General features: G+C 36.2%; 19 protein-coding genes and 1 other RNA gene. 13 read left to right on the forward strand and 7 right to left on the reverse strand.

Annotated elements, in window-relative coordinates; all coding sequences use genetic code 11:
• Positions 1–26: 26 nt before the first annotated feature.
• The 3 genes from zds to AsFPU1_RS20550 all read left to right on the forward strand — a co-directional run bounded on the left by zds (position 27) and on the right by AsFPU1_RS20550 (position 2,460).
• The gene (zds, locus tag AsFPU1_RS20540; protein WP_124973796.1) at positions 27–1,499 is read left to right on the forward strand and encodes a 9,9'-di-cis-zeta-carotene desaturase; all 1,473 of its coding nucleotides are present in this window, start codon (positions 27–29) and stop codon (positions 1,497–1,499) included.
• A gap of 57 nt (positions 1,500–1,556) precedes the next feature.
• Positions 1,557–2,000 carry an SRPBCC family protein gene (locus AsFPU1_RS20545; RefSeq protein WP_124973798.1) on the forward strand — a complete coding sequence of 148 codons (444 nt, stop codon included), beginning with the start codon at positions 1,557–1,559 and terminating at the stop codon, positions 1,998–2,000.
• A 259-nt stretch (positions 2,001–2,259) separates the two neighbouring features.
• Positions 2,260–2,460, forward strand: a complete 201-nt coding sequence (locus AsFPU1_RS20550; protein WP_125061179.1) for a DUF2949 domain-containing protein — start codon at positions 2,260–2,262, stop codon at positions 2,458–2,460.
• A 261-nt stretch (positions 2,461–2,721) separates the two neighbouring features.
• Here the strand turns inward: AsFPU1_RS20550 and polA are convergent, their stop codons facing one another.
• Positions 2,722–5,634 (reverse strand): DNA polymerase I, encoded by a 2,913-nt coding sequence (polA, locus tag AsFPU1_RS20555; protein WP_124976704.1) that lies wholly within the window; start codon positions 5,632–5,634, stop codon positions 2,722–2,724.
• 344 nt (positions 5,635–5,978) lie between these two features.
• On the opposite strand from polA, the gene AsFPU1_RS20560 reads away from it, so the two are divergent.
• The 4 genes from AsFPU1_RS20560 (at position 5,979) to AsFPU1_RS20575 (ending at position 8,840) form a co-directional block, all read left to right on the forward strand.
• Positions 5,979–7,316, forward strand: a complete 1,338-nt coding sequence (locus AsFPU1_RS20560; RefSeq protein ID WP_124976702.1) for a Mur ligase family protein — start codon at positions 5,979–5,981, stop codon at positions 7,314–7,316.
• Between the two features lie 18 nt (positions 7,317–7,334).
• Positions 7,335–7,808 (forward strand): DUF29 domain-containing protein, encoded by a 474-nt coding sequence (locus AsFPU1_RS20565; protein ID WP_124976700.1) that lies wholly within the window; start codon positions 7,335–7,337, stop codon positions 7,806–7,808.
• Positions 7,809–8,193: 385 nt separating this feature from the next.
• A complete protein-coding gene (locus AsFPU1_RS20570; RefSeq protein WP_124976698.1) occupies positions 8,194–8,538 on the forward strand; it encodes a hypothetical protein in 345 nt (114 codons plus the stop codon).
• A gap of 110 nt (positions 8,539–8,648) precedes the next feature.
• The gene (locus AsFPU1_RS20575) at positions 8,649–8,840 is read left to right on the forward strand and encodes a hypothetical protein (protein ID WP_124976696.1); all 192 of its coding nucleotides are present in this window, start codon (positions 8,649–8,651) and stop codon (positions 8,838–8,840) included.
• 35 nt (positions 8,841–8,875) lie between these two features.
• Here AsFPU1_RS20575 and ffs read toward each other — a convergent pair.
• The 3 genes from ffs to AsFPU1_RS20590 form a co-directional block, all read right to left on the reverse strand.
• An RNA gene (gene ffs, locus AsFPU1_RS20580) (signal recognition particle sRNA small type) lies at positions 8,876–8,972 on the reverse strand.
• 38 nt (positions 8,973–9,010) lie between these two features.
• The gene (gene gatC / locus AsFPU1_RS20585; protein WP_124976694.1) at positions 9,011–9,307 is read right to left on the reverse strand and encodes an Asp-tRNA(Asn)/Glu-tRNA(Gln) amidotransferase subunit GatC; all 297 of its coding nucleotides are present in this window, start codon (positions 9,305–9,307) and stop codon (positions 9,011–9,013) included.
• A gap of 11 nt (positions 9,308–9,318) precedes the next feature.
• Positions 9,319–9,840, reverse strand: coding sequence for a photosystem I assembly protein Ycf3 (locus AsFPU1_RS20590; protein WP_124976692.1), 522 nt, complete (start codon positions 9,838–9,840; stop codon positions 9,319–9,321).
• A gap of 319 nt (positions 9,841–10,159) precedes the next feature.
• On the opposite strand from AsFPU1_RS20590, the gene uvrC reads away from it, so the two are divergent.
• The 3 genes from uvrC to AsFPU1_RS20605 all read left to right on the forward strand — a co-directional run bounded on the left by uvrC (position 10,160) and on the right by AsFPU1_RS20605 (position 13,491).
• Positions 10,160–11,941: an excinuclease ABC subunit UvrC gene (gene uvrC / locus AsFPU1_RS20595; RefSeq protein ID WP_438357532.1), complete on the forward strand. Its 1,782-nt coding sequence runs from the start codon at positions 10,160–10,162 to the stop codon at positions 11,939–11,941.
• A gap of 308 nt (positions 11,942–12,249) precedes the next feature.
• On the forward strand, positions 12,250–13,140 hold the full coding sequence (locus AsFPU1_RS20600) for a DMT family transporter (protein ID WP_124976688.1): 891 nt from the start codon (positions 12,250–12,252) through the stop codon (positions 13,138–13,140).
• Between the two features lie 108 nt (positions 13,141–13,248).
• Positions 13,249–13,491, forward strand: a complete 243-nt coding sequence (locus AsFPU1_RS20605) for a DUF7219 family protein (protein ID WP_124976686.1) — start codon at positions 13,249–13,251, stop codon at positions 13,489–13,491.
• Here the strand turns inward: AsFPU1_RS20605 and AsFPU1_RS20610 are convergent, their stop codons facing one another.
• Entirely contained in the window at positions 13,492–14,109 is a 618-nt protein-coding gene (locus AsFPU1_RS20610; RefSeq protein ID WP_124976708.1) for a 7-carboxy-7-deazaguanine synthase QueE, read from the reverse strand. It abuts the gene before it with no gap.
• A 74-nt stretch (positions 14,110–14,183) separates the two neighbouring features.
• Here AsFPU1_RS20610 and AsFPU1_RS20615 point away from each other — a divergent pair, with 74 nt between their 5' ends.
• From AsFPU1_RS20615 to AsFPU1_RS20625, 3 genes are all read left to right on the forward strand, one after another.
• Positions 14,184–15,218, forward strand: coding sequence for a CAP domain-containing protein (locus AsFPU1_RS20615; protein WP_124976684.1), 1,035 nt, complete (start codon positions 14,184–14,186; stop codon positions 15,216–15,218).
• 34 nt (positions 15,219–15,252) lie between these two features.
• Positions 15,253–15,888 (forward strand): ribonuclease D, encoded by a 636-nt coding sequence (locus tag AsFPU1_RS20620; RefSeq protein ID WP_124976682.1) that lies wholly within the window; start codon positions 15,253–15,255, stop codon positions 15,886–15,888.
• Between the two features lie 68 nt (positions 15,889–15,956).
• Positions 15,957–16,196, forward strand: a complete 240-nt coding sequence (locus AsFPU1_RS20625) for a NifU family protein (RefSeq protein ID WP_172957551.1) — start codon at positions 15,957–15,959, stop codon at positions 16,194–16,196.
• A 77-nt stretch (positions 16,197–16,273) separates the two neighbouring features.
• Here AsFPU1_RS20625 and AsFPU1_RS20630 read toward each other — a convergent pair whose 3' ends face one another.
• Positions 16,274–17,482, reverse strand: coding sequence for a 4-hydroxy-3-methylbut-2-enyl diphosphate reductase (locus tag AsFPU1_RS20630; RefSeq protein WP_124976680.1), 1,209 nt, complete (start codon positions 17,480–17,482; stop codon positions 16,274–16,276).
• A gap of 79 nt (positions 17,483–17,561) precedes the next feature.
• Positions 17,562–19,091: an ammonium transporter gene (locus AsFPU1_RS20635; RefSeq protein ID WP_124976678.1), complete on the reverse strand. Its 1,530-nt coding sequence runs from the start codon at positions 19,089–19,091 to the stop codon at positions 17,562–17,564.
• Positions 19,092–19,160: the final 69 nt, after the last annotated feature.

Consider the following 19,160-nt stretch of genomic DNA (forward strand, 5'->3'; position numbering starts at 1 on the left):
AAGGAATCTCAGAAAAGGAACAGAGAATGCGAGTTGCGATTGTTGGTGCAGGGTTAGCCGGAATGGCTACCGCGATAGACTTAGTGGATGCAGGTTGCGAAGTCGAAATCTTTGAATCTCGCCCCTTTATTGGCGGAAAAGTCGGTAGTTGGGTAGATAATGACGGTAATCATATTGAAATGGGGTTGCACGTCTTTTTTGGTTGCTATTACAATCTATTTGAGTTAATGACAAAAGTAGGTGCAATTGATAATTTACGTCTCAAACAACATACCCACACCTTTATTAACCAAGGAGGAAAAATCGGAGAATTAGACTTTCGCTTTCTGACTGGGGCCCCATTTAACGGGTTAAAAGCCTTTTTTACTACCTCTCAACTGTCTACCGTCGATAAACTCGCTAATTCTTTGGCCTTGGGTATTAGTCCCATTGTTCGGGGTTTAATTGATTTTGAGGGGGCCATGAAAACCATCCGAGAACTTGATTCTATCAGTTTTGCTGATTGGTTTCGTAATCATGGAGGTAACAACGGAAGTCTTAAACGGATGTGGAACCCCATCGCTTATGCCTTGGGATTTATTGATACAGAAAATATTTCCGCCCGTTGTATGTTGACAATTTTCCTCTTTTTTGCTACTAAAACTGAAGCTTCAGTATTACGGATGTTAGAAGGTTCTCCTCACGAATATTTACATAAACCTATTATTAATTATCTTGAAAATAGAGGGGTAAAAATTCATACTCGGCGGCAAGTTAGAGACATTTTATTTGAAGAAAAAGACCATCAAATTAATGTAACAGGCATGATTATTGCTCAAGGAGAAACAGAAGAAAACGTTACGGCTGATGCTTATGTTTGTGCTTGTGATGTGCCAGGAATTCAACGATTAATCCCTGAAAAATGGCGACAATATTCTCTGTTTGATAATATTTATAAACTGGAAGCGGTTCCCGTTGCTACTGTACAATTAAGATTTGATGGTTGGGTCACAGAATTAAATAATCCTCAACAACGAAAACAATTAGAAAAAGCCGCCGGAATTGATAATTTATTGTATACATCCGATGCGGATTTTTCTTGCTTTTCTGATTTAGCATTAAGTAGTCCTGCCGATTATTATAGACAAGGAGAAGGCTCATTATTACAATTAGTTTTGACTCCTGGTGATCCTTTTATTAAACAAAGTAATGAAGCGATCGCCCATCATGTTTTAAACCAAGTTCATGAACTTTTCCCCTCATCACGGGAATTAAATATGACTTGGTATAATGTGGTAAAATTAGCTCAATCTCTCTATAGAGAAGCCCCAGGTATGGACGTTTACCGTCCCTCCCAAGACACACCTATCCCGAATTTCTTCTTAGCTGGAAGTTACACCCAACAGGATTATATTGATAGTATGGAAGGAGCAACCATTTCAGGAAAAAAAGCAGCTAAAGTTATTTTAGAGAAAGCAGAACAACTGAAAGGAAACCCCGAAACTTCAACAATTCGTTAAAATAGTTAAGATGGTGGGCATAGCCCACCCTACTTTCAATAATAACTCAATTATAATATGTCAAACTGGTTAGAACATAGCGTACAAATTGAAGTCAATGTCCCCATAGATTTAGTCTGGAATCTGTGGTCAGACCTTGAACAAATGCCTCGTTGGATGAAGTGGATTGATTCAGTTAAGATATTAGAAGAAAATCCCGAATTATCTCGTTGGAAACTAGCTAGTAGTGGCTTTGAATTTACTTGGTTATCTAAAATATTAAAAATTGTTCCTCATCAAATTATTCAATGGGAATCAGTGGATGGATTGCCCAATCGAGGAGCAATTCGCTTTTATGATCGTCAAAATAGTAGTATTGTGCGTCTAACTGTGGCTTATGATATTCCAGGGTGGATAGGAAAAATTATGGATAATCTATTTTTGGGCAAAATTGTAGAGTCTACAATTATGGCAGATTTAGAAAGATTTCGGGAGTATGCGATCAAAGCTCAATCTAAGTAAAAATGCAAATAACTGACACCTGTCAAAGGTGCAGCTAATAAAACAAAGCCCGCGTAAGCGGGCTGATTTATTGGTTAATATTAGTTAATATTAAAGGTTATGACACCATATACATAATTTGCCTGGGGAAAACACGGAGATAGCAAATTTGAGCATTCATAAACTGGTGTTTGTGCGGGTGTATGAAAGCAAACAATTATCTACAATCAAGGCTAGTAAATATTCTTACACCATACACCCAAAGGCATGAGGAAAAACAATGAATGCTCAATCTCAACCCCAACTAATCGAGTTTTTACGTAATCAATTAGCAATTCCTACTGATTCTTTAAAAATGGCAGTACGGTATACGGAATCTTCTGTTGGTTCCCTGCCTATGGTACTTTGGCAATATGGATTTATAGATATCAATCAGTTAGAAGAAGTTTTTAATTGGTTAGAATCCCCAAATAGAAGTTAGGGAACAATAAAAGGGCGTTGCCGCCGCACTTGCAAACCTGAGTTCGACATAAGGCGAACATCTGAAACCTATATCCAGGAATACTTACAAGCCAAATAGTCCGAGTTGACTATTGTCAATTAGTCTCAGTTAATGATATAAAGCCCGCGATCGCGGGCTTTATTGATATGAAATCCTGTTGAATACCATACGTTAAGATAAGGTGAGCAGGGGAGGCAGAGGAAGCAGGGGGAGATGGATTTATCACAGGAATTATAATTGTTATTTAGCCTCCATCCAATTTTGACCCGAATGAATTTCTACTACTAAAGGAACCCTTAAACTAACCGCATTTTCCATAGTTTCTTTTATTTTCTCCTGTAATATTTTCCATTCATTGGGTGGGATTTCAAACACTAATTCATCATGCACTTGTAACAATAATCTTCCTTGATAATCTTGTAAAATCTTCTGCATTTTTACCATCGCAATTTTAATAATATCTGCACTTGACCCCTGAATCGGTGCATTAGCAGCGGCCCGTAATAATTGAGCATCCAAATAATTTAAGTTTAATTGCTCTAAATTAATGGTATTGGGATCAGTTGCTTTTAATTGATTTAAACTTCCTGTACTAAATTGAAAATAACGTCTCCTCCCTAAAATAGTCGTCACAAAACCATTCGCGATCGCTTCTTTTTTCGTCCCTTCTAAATACTCAAATACTTGTGCATATCGTTGACGATACTTATTAATAAATTCCTTGGCTTCACTAACACTTACCCCCGCTTCTCTAGCAAATCTTTGGGCCCCCATTCCATAGATGACACCAAAGTTAATAGTTTTCCCTAAATTTCGTTCTTGTGGGGTTATTATTTCTTTATCAAATAATAGTTTAGCAGTGACACTATGAACATCTTGACTATTACGATAAGCGTCTAATAAGACGGGTTCTTGACTCAAATGTGCCAAAATTCTTAATTCAATTTGAGAATAGTCTGCTGAGACTAATAACCATCCTTGTTGGGGAACAAAAGCTTTCCTGATTTTACGAGAAAATTCAGTACGAATGGGAATATTTTGTAAGTTTGGATCAGAAGAAGATAATCTTCCTGTTGCAGTAACAGATTGATTAAAATGGGTATGAATACGTTGAGTTTTAGGATGCACTAACTCCGGTAAGGCATCCACATAAGTCGATTTTAATTTTGATAAGGTTCGATATTCTAATATGTGATCAATAATCGGATGATCTCCTTGTAATTTTTCTAGAGTAGCATGATCAGTTGAATAACCTGTTTTAGTTTTTCGTGATTTTTTTAAATTTAATTCTAGTTTTTCAAATAAAATTTCTCCTAGTTGTTTAGGTGATCCTAAATTAAAGATTTGTCCAGCTTCTTGATAAGCTTGTTGTTCGAGTAAGTGTAAATCTTGTTCTAATTTTTGTGATAATTCCTGTAAATAGTCAGTATCAATAATAATTCCTTGATTCTCCATTTCGGCTAATACAGGTTCTAGAGGTTGTTCTAAGTCTAAAAGTAATTTCTTAAGCTCAGAAATGGAGTTTAATTCTGCAGTTAGTTTAGACACTAATAAAAAGGTTGCATAAGCATCCATTCCGCAATAATTAGCTACGGTATTAATATCTAAATAAGCAATATTTTTGCCTTTAGGAATTCCTAATTCATTATAATTGTGAGAGGTTATTCCTGATAAATATTGTTGACATAAATCACTTAGTTTATGACTTTTTTCGGGATGGAGTAAATAACTAGCCAACATGGTATCAAAAACAACTCCATCTAAATTGATTCCTTGATGACGTAAAATTAGACGATCAAATTTTGTATTTTGGAATGTTTTCGGATATTGATTACTTTCTAAAATGGGACGCAATGTATCTAAAACTAGCTCTTTTTGTAATTGCTTTCCTTGTTTATGTCCGATAGGAATATAAGCAATATCTGTCGGTTTATTCCCCCAACAACACCCAATACCAACTAATTCTGCATTCTTGGGATCTAATGCAGTTGTCTCTGTATCCCAAGCGACAGGATTTTCATGGTCAGTATAATTTTTAAGCTGATTAACTAATTTGTCTAAATCGCTTATTGTCAGAATAACTTGAGGATTTATTAAGGAGTTATTAGCAAATTGATTAACTTCTGCTATCGACTCTAATATAAGAGGTTGAGTGTGAAATATAGAGAGTTGCTGTGGTTCGTTAATAACAACATTTTGGGTATTGATTTGAGGTTCAATTTTAACCTCTCCTCCAAATTGCTGTTGTAATTGATTAATCTGTTTTAAGAATTTTTTGAGTTCTAATTTTTCTAATAAAGGTTGTAAATAATTAATATCAAATCCTTGTAATTTACAGTCTTTTATGTTAACTTCAAGAGGAATATCAACTACAATTTTAGCTAGATATCGAGAATGATTTGCTTCTTCTTTTCCTTCGGCTAATTTGTTTTGAATTGCGCCTTTAATCTCATTAAGATTTAGATAAATTTCTTCGATAGTTCCATATTGGGTTAATAGCTTAACTGCGGTCTTATCCCCAATTCCTCGGACTCCTGGAATATTATCAGATGTATCCCCACAAAGACCTTTATAATCAATTACTTGAGTTGGTTTAATACCTAATTTTTTTTGAACCTCTTCCTCTTTAAATTCCGTATAACCTTCTCCTGATGTTCCTTTAATTGCATTTCTGTCTAAATATAAAACACTAATATTTTTTTCATCATCAACTAATTGAAATAAATCTCGATCGCCACTGACAATTTTAACTTGGTATCCTGTCTCACTTCCTTGTTTTGCTAAAGTTCCTAAAAGGTCATCTGCTTCATATCCTGGATAAGTAACAATAGTTAAATTTAAAGCGGCCAATAAGTCTTGTAAATTATTTAAATCTGGTATAAAATCTTCTGGTGTTTCTTGACGATCTGCCTTATAATTAATATCAGCTTCATGACGAAAAGTCGGTTCTGCTCTATCAAAGGCAATAGCAAAATACTGAGGTTGTTGGGACTCAATTATCTGCAGAATAGAGTTAAGAAAGCCAAAACAAATACTGGTAGGAATTCCGGTTGAAGTACGTAATGGGCCTTTTTTAGCTTTTCCGAAAGCGTAATAAGCTCGAAATGCTAAAGAATGACCATCAATTAGGATGAAAAGTGGGGTAGACGACATGATTAAACTTGAACTAAATTAACAATTTCATTAATTCTATTATAGCAATTAATGATAAGAAAAATAATTATGGTTCTATCGGACTTACTATGCTAAATTAATAATTAATGACAGACTCAAGTCTGATCCTATAAAGACTAAGTCCGCTTGCGCGGACAGCCATTCTAGGTTGCGTAGGCAACCTTTGTTTGTATAGCTTAACTCTTAAGAGTTAAGGTCTATCATTTGTAATAATTTAGCATAACTTGTTCGGTAGAACCATAATTATTTTTGCAAAGGCAACTTAATTTTAATATTTATCGTCTGTTTATAACAATAGATTAGGAAGCAAATTAGATTAACCTATGAAATTAATTGATCAGATGCGTTTAGGTTTAGCAGTTGGAGTTGCCAAAACAGTAACAGGAATTGTGCGTCAGTTAAGGTTAGGCGCAGCAAGTGTTTTACCAGGAGAAATTGCCCGTCGTGTTCATCCTAAATTGTTATCTTTACTCTGTGAACAAATAAAACAAGGAGTCATTTTAGTTGTCGGAACTAATGGCAAAACCACCACTTCTTTATTATTACGTACTATCCTAGAAGATCTAGGCTGGAAAGTTACTCATAATGTAACTGGAGCAAATTTAATTAATGGTTTAGTAACAGCTTTATTAAATAATACTAATTTAATTGGTCAATTAAATACTGATTATGCTATTCTAGAAGTAGATGAAAATATTTTACCTTTAGTTTTAAAAGATTGTCAACCGCGAATTATTTTAGCCTTGAATTTATTTCGAGATCAACTAGATCGTTATGGAGAAGTAGACACCATTAGTCAACGGTGGCAAGAAGCGATCGCGCCTCTTTCTGAGAATACGGTGATTATTCTCAATGCCGATGATCCAACTCTCTCCTATTTGGGACAAAAATTAACACAAAAAGTTAGCTATTTTGGCTTAAGTGAACCCTCACTGTATCTCGAAGAAATTCCCCACGCAGTTGATTCTATTTACTGTCCCCGTTGTGGTCATCCCTTAGATTATCAAGGGGTTTATCTATCTCATTTAGGAGATTTTAACTGTCCAAGTTGTGGTTTTAATAAAAGTAAACTTGCCTTGAATAGTAAAGATTGGCCTCAAATTTTAATCGGAGTTTATAATAAATATAACACCTTAGCTGCTGGATTAGTTGCTCAAGAATTAGCCATTGAAACTCCCCAAATTTTTAACACAGTTAAACACTTTAAAGCCGCCTTTGGGAGAGCAGAAGAATTAACTGTTGACGGCAAACATATCCGTATTTTACTTTCAAAAAATCCCGTAGGAATGAACGAAACTATTCGCGCAGTTAATGACATTAAAGCCACTGGAAAATCATCAACCACTCTACTGGTTTTAAATGATAGAATTCCTGATGGAACTGATGTTTCTTGGATTTGGGATGTAGATACGGAAAAATTAGTCAATTTAGGCGGAAATTTAGTAGTTAGTGGTGATCGCGCCTACGACATGGGATTACGTTTAACCTATAGTCAAGACACCCTTAATTCTCCCATTAACCTAATCATCAAAGAAGACTTAAATCAAGCTATTCAAACTGCCTTAAGTTTAACTACAACGGAGGAAACCTTACACATTGTTCCCACTTACTCAGCTATGTTAGAAGTCAGGGGTATTCTAACTGGTCGTCAAATTTTGTAACACTTGAGAGAAAATATTATGATTGAACAAACTGAGTCAACGACACACAAATTATATGATATAGATTATCAAATATGGTTAGAAACCACCTTAGAACAGCTTCGGAATGGTCAATATTCTGATGTAGATTGGGAAAATTTATTAGAGGAAATAGAAGGGATGACCAGAAGTGATAAACGAGCTTTAAAAAGTCTTCTGACTCGACTATTTGAACATTTGTTAAAATTAGCCTATTGGGAATCAGAAAGGGAATATAATCAAGCAGGATGGGAAGCAGAAATTGAGAATTTTCGGATTTTAATTAAGGAATTATTGGAAGATAGTCCTAGTTTAAAACCTTATTTAAGGGAAATTTTAGATAAATCTTACCAAGATGCAGTTAAAGTTACCTACAAAAAAACTAGACTCCCCTCTAATACTTTCCCTGTCTATCCCATTGCTAATTTAGAACAGATTTTAGATGATGATTGGTTGTTCATTAATAATTTATAATTTGCCCTAAAAAAGATACTTCAAAAACTATCGGATAGAGCAAATTTTTGATTCCCCGAAACTGTAAACACTATTAACCTAATAATAATTAATTCTTTAACTGTTGTGGAAAACCCAGAGAAATCTGTGGAAAATACCCCTCATCTGTGGAAAAACCCCTAATAAGCTGTTAGACATTTAAAGTATCTATTGAGGGGGAGTGTGTAGAGGCGGGTTTGTCTAACACGCTTGTTACAATATGAAAATTTTGTTAGAAACCCGCCCCTACGGGAAGGTGGGGACAATTATATGCTCAAAAACTTTTCTAGAGGGTCGATTCTTTGTTACAGTCACTCTAGCAGGGATTATTAATTCACCAAGACGAAGGATTAACATTTATTAACTCATGGCCCAACTTACACTAAACTTGATTCAAGGAGCTGTTACCTTTAGTTTTAGCCCAGAAGGAGCGATCGCACTCAAAGCAGAAATTGATCAATTAATGCAGAGTCTCAAAGCGAACGCCGCTAATATGACTGCAGGTGGCCGGCCAAAACCTCAAAAATCAATGGAATATCAATACACAGGACAAGTGTTTTTAGAAGTTTTTTGTAATCCGAACATATATCCTAGCCCTTTTGCGGCTAAAGTCTTATTAACGATTCGGGATGAACGGATTCGACTGACTACCGAAGCAGAATTGACCCGACTGATTGAAGATTTAGGGCAATATCTGGAGTCAACACTTTAGACTTCTACAAGAAGTCTAATCTACAGAGATCCTTAACAGACTTATCATAAATGGGATTCCTACCTTAGAATTGTGTAGTAAAATAGAAAAAACTTAACATTTTTTAAAATATGTTGATCCCTATTTTAATATTCGACGTAGCCCTAGTCGCCTGGTCGCTACATCTAATGCAGGAAGCCATTGAACAGCAGGAATTTTCCTTAATGCTGGCTGGTACTTTGGTCGCTTTAGCGGCGGCTGCTATGCTGGTGGTATATTTTTTGATGGGGAATTGTTTAAATTACTTAACCCATCTCTCATAATCCGTGATTGTATGCTTAGAGTATGGCAAAAACAAAAAGACCCGGAGTTTACGCCTATTACAAGCATCCCGTATTGCTGCTACCTTCCGGTCCTGACAAAGTTTGGGCGTTATAATCGCGTAAGTCCGAGTCAATTGCTAGTATAACACACAAATCCGACTTATTAGTGATTAGTCTTCATCTGTATTGAGAATTTGAGGAACCCGAAAAAAATCTCCTTCTTGAGCGGGAGCTTCCTTAAGTAAAGATTCACGATCACCATAAAGTTCAAAAGTATCTTTACGAGTAATATTACTAAGTTCAATGGCCCGAGTTGTTGGGGGGACATTTTCCGTATCTAATTGACTCAACTGCTCAAAATACTGCAAAATACTACTTAATTGACCAGCAAACTGCTCCTCTTGCTCAGTTGTAATTTCCAAACGAGCTAAATGAGCTATTTTTTCAACTTGTTGACGATCAAGCATTAGTTATTCCTCTAGAAAAAGATATCCATTTCTGAACGTCCGGTGATTTTGAGCCAATTTTGAGCTTCAATATAATTATTAGGAGCTAACCGGATAGCTTGTTTCCAGTATTCAGCCGCTTTATCAAATAAGGCTTCAGCTTCGTTTTCTTGCCCTTCTTGTTTGGCCTTTTCTCCTTGATAATGGTAAATAACGGCAATATTATTAAGAACTGAAGGCATTTGAGGATTAAGATCAATAGATTGATAATAATAATCTAAAGCTCTTTCGTGTTCTCCATTACTGGCATGAATAATACCGATATTGTAGAGAATGTAACTGCGATCATGAGAATCTTCTTCTAAGTTTAAGGCCTCATAGTAATTATCGAGAGCTTCGGCATATTCGCCGTCAGCTTGTGCTGACATTCCATCTCGATAGTAGACAAATGCTTCTTTTGCCTTTTGGTTAGTGGGCAGAATTTTGAGAAGAATATCTGCCATTACCGTGAAGGTTTTATCGATAAAGTTATCATTACGCTGAGTTCTTGGCATAGTCTTAGTGTTAGCGGTGAGATTTGATCACACTTTTGATTATACAGTTTAATCTATATTATTCATTTTTCTGAAATTGGGTACAGTTAAAGGCCATTACTTGAACTGTTAAGTTATATTTAATCAGGGTTTGAGATTGCTTCCCTAGCGATCGCAATGACGCAAAATCTTTATTTTCAGTTCTGAGTTAGAATAGTTTTTCTAATTTTACTACTATATTCCCATATTTTAAGTGACTAACTTTATTTTTTTACCACCCATTTCGGAAACTTTAGAAAATCGTCTCAAGTCTCTCCCCTCCGAACCCGGAGTTTATTTAATGCGGGATATTGAAGGACAAATTCTTTATATTGGTAAGTCAAAAAAATTGCGATCGCGGGTTCGTTCTTATTTTCGAGATTCTCAACCCCACAGTCCTCGCATTGCTTTGATGGTGCAACAAGTAAGAGATATTGAGTTTATTGTTACTGATACGGAAGCCGAGGCCTTGGCTTTAGAAGCAAATCTGATTAAAGAACATCAACCTTATTTTAATGTTTTACTCAAGGATGATAAAAAATATCCCTATGTTTGTATTACTTGGTCTGAGAATTATCCGCGCATTTTCATCACTCGTAAACGACGGTTAAATAATCCCCGCGATCGCTATTATGGCCCCTATGTGGATACTTATCTATTGCGTCGTACTTTACATTTAATTAAGAATATTTTTCCGTTACGTCAACGCCCTAAACCATTATTTAAAGAGCGTACTTGTCTGAATTATGATATTGGTAAATGTCCAGGGGTTTGTCAAGGGTTAATCACTTCTTCTGATTATCATAAAATTGTAGAAAAAGTAGCTATGGTATTTCAGGGAAGAAGTGAAGAACTACTCAATACTTTGAAGGAACAAATGGAAAAAGCGGCCAGTGAATTAAACTTTGAACAAGCTGTATTAATTCGAGATCAAATTAATGCGCTTCAATCCCTAAATACTGAACAAAAAGTCTCTTTATCTGATGATACTATATCACGGGATGCTATAGGATTGGCTGCCGATGATCAACATAGTTGTATTCAATTATTTCAAATTCGGGCGGGTCGTTTAGTGGGGCGTTTAGGGTTTTTTGCGGATAGTCAATCTCAATCTCCTGGCGCAATTTTACAACGGGTATTAGAAGAACATTATTGGCAAGCTGACCCCCTAGAAATTCCTAAAGAAATTTTAGTGCAATATGCCTTACCAGAGGCAGAAATTCTCACGGAATGGTTGAGCGATCGCAAGGGGCGTAAAGTGACTATTACTGTGCCTCAACGCCAACAAAAAGCAGATTTAATTGAGATGGTGGAACGGAATGCTAATTATGAATTGGAACGTATACAAAGAACCAATTCTCGTAATTTAACTGCTTTAGAAGATTTAACCCAACTGTTAGATTTACCTGACTTACCTCGACGTATTGAAGGATATGATATTTCTCATATTCAAGGGTCAAATGCAGTAGCTTCTCAAGTGGTTTTTATTGATGGAGTTGCTGCTCAACAAAATTACCGTCATTATAAGATTAAAAATCCTAATGTGACGAGCGGTCATTCTGATGATTTTGCTAGTTTAGCTGAGGTGATTAGTCGTCGCTTTCGGGCTTATCAGAATAAATCAGAAGCAGACTTATTAAGGTTAGAAGATTATCCCGATTTAATTATGATTGATGGGGGTAAAGGACAACTTTCTTCAGTTATTAAAATATTAGAAAATATGAATATTTTCCCGCCATTACAAGTAATTAGTTTAGCTAAAAAACGAGAGGAAATCTTCTTACCAGGAGAGTCTCAACCCTTAGCAACTGATGCGGAACAACCTGGAGTTCAATTATTACGAAGAATTCGAGATGAATCTCATCGCTTTGCGGTTAGTTTTCATCGTCAACAACGACTTAAACAGAGTCGGCGATCGCGTTTAGATCAGATTCCTGGCCTCGGTTTTCAACGACAAAAAGAGTTATTAGCTCATTTTCATTCCGTTGATTATATTCGAGAAGCTTCTTTAGCACAATTACAACAAGTATCAGGAATTGGGGAAAAATTAGCAAGAGAAATTTATAATTATTTTCATGAATAAATTGTAGGTTGGGTTGAGGCACGAAACCCAACAAATATTGTTCTACCGGACAAGTTATGTTAAATCAACGTCTACACCACAGACCTTATGTCTGATACTATAGAAACAAAGCCTCCCTTCGTCCGGCTAAATTAAACCCGCGTAGGCGGGTTTTGTTTTTATAGCTTAACTCTGAGCGGGTTTAAGCCCATAATTTCTAATAGTTTTACATACTAGGTTCGGTAGAACCTAATTTATGAGATTATAAGAAAAGTTACATAATGTTTTATTTATGTCAAGTCAAGTAAAATTAAGGTAATAAAATTCCTATGGTACAGAAATTTCGTTATCCTCTAGGGGTTTTGTCTTTGCTTTGTGCTGGTCTAATTTTTGGTTCAATTCCCACCGCACTCAAAGCAGCAATGGTCGATTTTTATCCTTCAGTACAATTAGCAATTCGATTTTTAATTGGGGCCGTCGCTTTAACTCCTTTTGTTCGTGAGTTCAATCTACGATTATTACGAGACGGTTCAATGATTGGATTAGTAGTATTTGGTTGTTTTGCTTGCGAAACCCTGGGATTACAAACAATTTCTGCCAACCGCGCCGCCTTTATTTTTGGCTTAAATTTCGTATTTGTTACCTTATTTGAACTATTATTTCGCCAAAGAATCACTATGCGGGTAGTTGTCGCAAGTGGGATAGCATTTGGTGGCATTGCCTTGATGTCTTGGGAAGGTGGAGAACCCGGAATTGGTAATCTTTGGTTACTCCTTGGGGCTATATGTGATGCCACCAGTATCATTTTACTCGAAAAATTTGCCCCTCAATATTCGGCGGTTTCCCTATCAGCTGTTCGGGTTTGGTGTGTGGCCATTCTAGGGTTATTATGGGCGGCTCCTGATATTGTACAACAATTTCATTTAATTCAAGAACATTGGCAGATTCTTCACTATTTAGGTATTATAGCCACTGCCGTTTTGTGTTTACTTTATACCGTAGGAATGCAATGGGTTCCTGCTTACCAAGCTGTTTTTATTATCGCCCTAGAACCTTTATTTGGGGCAATGATTGCCTTTTTGGTGCGGGGTGAAACCTTTGGATATCAAGGAATTATTGGGGCTTTATTGATGTTATTTGGTGTAGTTTTAGTCCTTACTGAGGGTAGTGCAAAAGATGAGCCAATTCCTGTCCTTTCTCCCGTAAAAATTCAAGTATGATTTAACTAAACTTAAAGAAAGATTAAAATTGTCATCAAATTAAGATTAGATTAACTTGCGGTTAATAAAATTTAGATTACAATGGGATAATTGTCTACCCAACATACTATGGAAGATCCCAGAGTCATCAACAAACAGAACTTTCTCTACCCTCGAAGTTCTTATTATGGTAAATTAACCGCAGAAAATTTGATTTTTAACGCTAATTTACAAGAATTCTCGCAAAAAGTAGGTTTTATCTCCAATCTCTATACAGGAGGTAAAATGTCCGGTGAGGAAGCTTATTTTCAAATTGAGGCATTGTGGGAACAACTACGACACAGTAAACAGACAATTTTGGGGTCAGACTGATCATTGAACCCCTAAAAACTTATGAATTTGTAAACTCACTCTCCATTCAGGATGTTGTAAAACATAGTCAAATACTAATGACTGACTGATGGGACTATTCCATTCGGGTTGTAAATATTTAAGTGTTTCTACGGGTACTTTTTGCCCTTGTTGTTGGGCCCATTGTAAATCTTTTTCCTGAGCAATTACTATCTTTAATTCATTAACATGAGGGTAGATAGTATCATGGGGAGATTTAAACGGTTTAGGAGAAAACGTTACCCAGTCAAATTCTCCGGTAAAAGGATGAGAACCAGAGGTTTCTAAATGGACTTTTAACCCTAAGTCTTGTAATTCTTTTGTTAAGGGGTTTAAATCGTGCATTAGGGGTTCTCCTCCCGTAATAATAATAATAGCAGCTTTCGCATTTTTAGCCATATTTCCTAACGTTTCAATAGACTGTTGTGCATAGGGTTTAACACTCCAAGTCTCTTTTTGATCACACCAGGGACAATAGACATCACATCCAGCGAGTCGAATAAAAAAGGCACTAACACCCATGTAGGCCCCCTCTCCTTGAATAGAATGGAAGGTTTCTACAATAGGGTAAGTTTTGATTAGAGGTGCGATCGTTTTCATTGCAAGTAACGTTAAACTATAACCATTATTAATCATATCAAGAATCTTAGTAGTTCTGCCTTTTCCCTATTCCTATGAGTTATCGTGTATCAAGAGTATTAATGATTATTCCTTTGCTAATCCCTGCAATTGTAGGATGTCAGTCCTTGGAAAATTTACCCATTTTGGAAAATAGTTCTCAGACACAAACACCTCAAAATACTGAATCATCTACTTTAGTTGATCCTAGCTTTCTTACTGCGATCGAGGAAGTAACTTATCGGGAGATTAATAAATATCGTTTGTCTCGTAATCTTTCTCCCCTTCAGCTTAACCCCCAAATCAGTCAACAAGCAAGAATTCATAGTGAACGAATGGCGGCCGGAATAATTCCGGTAGGTCATGATAAATTAGAAGAAAGACTGAAAATTATTAGTCTTAGTTTGCCTTTGGAAAAAGGCGTTGAAAATTTAATTGTTCATAAAAATGGAGATGACCCGGTTAAAGAAACCCTAAAACAATGGTTAAAAAATGCACAAAATCGTCAAAATATTGAAGGCAATTATGACGAAACCGGAATTGGAGTTGCTCAAAATCGAACAGGTCAGTATTATTTTACACAAATTTTTATTAAAATAATTCCTTCTCCTCTTGAGAATGAACCAGAAATTAATACATTCCTTGAACCTTTAAAAAATAGGGATATTCTCTTAGAAAAAGCTGGTCAAGATGGTGGGTTATTAATTGCTTTAGAGGAAGAAATTAATCGACGAGTTAATCAATATCGTCTCTCTAAAAATTTACCTCCGTTACAAATGAATGCCCAAATGAGTTATGTTGCTAGACAATATAGTCAAAAGATGGCTAATAAAACAGCAACCTTTAGTCATGATGGGTTTGAAGGACGGGCCAAAACTATAGGTGCAAAGATTCCTTATCAAACATTTGCTGAAAATTTAGCTTATATTAAAGGATATCCTGATTTGGCATCCGTCGCTGTTAAAGGTTGGATCAATAGTCCTGGCCATCGTAAAAATATGGAAGGTAATTTTAATTTAACCGGGGTGGGTATTGCTAAAAATTCTGAAGGCGAATATTATTTTACTCAGTTGTTTTTATTACAGCGTTAAGCTTATTATAATAGTGTAAACTTTACTGAAAATCATGACTAATTTAGATAATTTTCAAGTTTGTGATCAAGATCTTTCTGCTGAAACATTATCTCGTTATTTAACTGCTGAAGCTATGGCTGTAGATACAGAAACAATGGGATTAGTTCCTCAACGAGATCGGTTATGTTTAGTTCAATTATGCGATCCAAGTGGATTTGTAACTGCTATTCGCATTGCCCCCGGACAAACTCAAGCCCCTAATTTAAAGCAATTAATGGAAGCTAAAAATATTGTCAAAATTTTTCATTATGCACGGTTTGATGTAGCTCAATTTCGTTATAATTTTGAGATTGAAACTAATCCTATCTTTTGTACAAAAATTGCCAGTAAAATCGCTCGAACTTATACAGGTTCTCACGGATTAAAATCCTTAGTTCAAGAATTAGAAGGTATTGAATTAGACAAAAGTTCCCAAAGTTCTGATTGGGGAAATGCCAATAATTTATCCCCTGCACAATTAAGTTATGCAGCTAATGATGTCAGATATTTGGTTAAGATGCGAGAAAAATTAATGACCATGTTACAACGAGAAGATCGCTGGGAATTAACTCAAAAATGTTTTGACTGTATTCCTGTTTTTGTTTCTTTAGATTTAATGTATTATAAAGATATCTTTGAACATAATTAATGTTTAGTTGAGCGGTTTGCGCTAAGATAAAAAGAACAATCAAGAAATCATCAGTAAGAGAGGTTATTATGGCAACTATGACATTGAATCCCGATAATGTCGAAACAGTCTTAGACGAAATGCGCCCTTATTTGATGGCCGATGGTGGTAATGTTGAATTAGTAGAAATAGACGGCCCCATCGTTAAACTCCGTCTCCAAGGTGCTTGTGGTTCTTGTCCTAGTTCCACCATGACCCTTAAAATGGGCATTGAAAGACGTTTACGAGAAATGATCCCTGAAATTTCTGAAGTAGAACAAGCTTTCTAAGAAAGTGATCAGTCAACATTTGATAAATACAAAATTGTTAGTTGTTGACTGATCACATCTTAAAAATTAAGAGTAAATTAAACAGTAACAGCAATTTGTTTTGCCGCAAAAATGCGTTCAATGACTGCCTCAACCACTTTATCAGGAGTGGATGCACCAGAGGTAATACCAACAACAATGGGGCCATCAGGAAGCCAATTTTCTTGAATTTCTAAGTCTTTATTTAACGGTTTATGGTCAATACGATTATCTAACATAATACGAGTTTCACTATCAATATGATAAGAAGGAATTCCTTTGTCAACAGTAATCTCTTGTAAATGAGTTGTATTAGAAGAATTAAATCCCCCAATAACTACCATTAAATCTAATTTTTCTTCCACTAATTTTAACATTGCATCTTGACGTTCTTGAGTGGCATCACAGATAGTATTAAAGCTCATAAAATGGTCATTTAAAGCTGTCGGACCGTATTTTTTCAGGATAGTTCCCTCAAAAAGTTTAGCAATTTGTTCTGTTTCACTTTTGAGCATAGTGGTTTGATTCGCAATACCAAGACATTGTAAATCTAGATCTGGATCAAATCCTTGAGAATGAGAATTTTTAAACTTAGTTAAAAATTCTTCTTTATTGCCTCCATTTAGGATATAATCACAGACATAATGAGCTTGTTCTAAATTAAGAACTACCAAATAAATTCCGGCAAAAGAACTGGTAGCAACGGTTTCTTCGTGAGCATATTTACCGTGAATAATAGAGGTATGATTACGTTTTTTGTGCTTTTCTACCGAGTTCCAAACTTTAGAAACCCAGGGACAAGTGGTGTCTACAATTGTGCAACCTTTATCATTTAAAAGCTGCATTTCTGTTACACTTGCTCCAAAGGCTGGCAAAATTACCACATCACCTTTTTCAACCACGGAAAAATTTTTATGACCATTTACTAATTCAATAAAACCCACATTCATTTCTTCTAAGCGTTGATTAACCGAAGGATTATGAATAATTTCATTAGTAATCCAAATCCGTTCTTGAGGGAAATGTTGACGAGTTTCATAAGCCATTGCTACTGCCCTTTCTACTCCCCAACAAAAACCAAAAGCTTCTGCTAAACGAATAGTTACATTTCCTTGTTGCCATTGATAATTATTTTGACGAATTTTTTGGATCAGAGAACTTTGATACTCTGTATTCATTACCGTCATTACTTCATCTTCATGACCAAATCCTTTACGATGGTAATGTTCGGATTGTTGTAGAGAACGTTTAAAGGCTTTCGTATCCATTATCAATGATTAATTATGGGTTATTAATCATTGATTATAGAGGAAAAGGTAGGGTGGGCAATGCCCACCTCACATAAATTTAGACACCTGATTTTGCGCGAACATCTACATCGTTGATCCCTTTGTCACTACCCCCAGAAAAGCTATCTTGTTCCTTGACGAAACCATGATAAGCTTCCATGCCATGTTCGCCAATATCTAACCCCTTGATTTCTTCTTCTCGGCTAACACGAATACCTAAAGTAGCTTTGAGAACCATCCATGCAACCACACTAAAGACAACGGTAAAAGCGGCAATCGCAATAATACCAATGACTTGATTAATTAGTTGACCCATACCATAGCCATAAAATAGGCCGGTTTTTAGACTAAATAAGCCAACCGCTAAAGTTCCCCAAATACCGTTAACTAGGTGAACAGAAAGCGCACCCACCGGATCATCAATTTTGAGAACACTGTCAAAGAAACTGACGGCATATACTACCAGAACCCCGGCGATCGCACCGATAATTACAGCACCCCAATAGGATACCTCATTACAACCGGCCGTAATAGCGACTAAACCCGCTAAAATTCCGTTAATGACCATAGATAAGTCAGGTTTACCGTCTTTTTTCCAAGAAACCACAGTAGCGATAATTCCGCCCGTTGCACCTGCTAAATTAGTAGTAACGGCAATGTAAGGAACACTACTATCTGCAGCTAACTGGGAACCGGGGTTAAAGCCAAACCAACCTATCCAGAGAATGAGACAGCCTAAAGTAGCAATACTCATATTATGACCTGGAATGGCTTGAGAACGACCATCAACGTATTTACCCATTCTGGGGCCAAGAATAGCTGCCCCGACTAAAGCCGCCCAACCTCCAACAGAATGAACCACAGTCGAACCAGCAAAGTCTTTGAACCCTAGAGTTGTTAACCAACCGCTACCCCATACCCAATGACCTGTAATGGGATAGGCAATACCGACTAAAAGAAGACTAAATACTAAAAAATCAACGAATTTAATTCTTTCAGCAACTGCACCAGATACAATAGTTGCGGCAGTTCCGGCAAATGCTACCTGAAATAAGAAAAACACAGAGATGGGCAGTCCGATGGGAAAGGGTTTAAGGTTATAAGTAGCCGGATCTTGACTAGCCAAAAACCAACCCCCACTGCCGATAATAGGGTGATCTCCCCCAAACATCAAAGAAAAGCCCATCACCCAATAAGCAATGGTAGCTAAGGCAAAGACAATCAGGTTTTTGGTGAGAATATTAACCGCATTTTTTTGACGACAGAAACCAGTTTCTAGCATGGCGAAACCAGCATTCATAAAAATGACTAAAATCGCGGCAATTAATACCCAAATAGTATTTAAAGTTCCCTGAAGTTGAATAATGGCTTCAGGAGTAACTTCTGTGATTTCGAGGATCTTAATTTCTGTATTCTGGGCCAGAACAGCTTGATGCCAAACAATGGTAATAATTGTTGTTAAGGGAATACAAGCTATCCAGTAGCCAGAAAAGCTTTTAGCAATTGTTCTAAAGGGTTGCCAGTAAGGTTGTTCCCAAAACAAAGAGGAAGTTTCGGGAACCTCTTTTTTCGTTCTTGTTGATATCATTTTTTTAGACATAACCTTTTGTATGGTCTTAATATATGAACTTTACAAATAATAATTAGATTTCGTCAA

It is taken from the genome of Aphanothece sacrum FPU1 (genome assembly GCF_003864295.1).
GTDB classification, from domain to species: domain Bacteria; phylum Cyanobacteriota; class Cyanobacteriia; order Cyanobacteriales; family Microcystaceae; genus Aphanothece_B; species Aphanothece_B sacrum.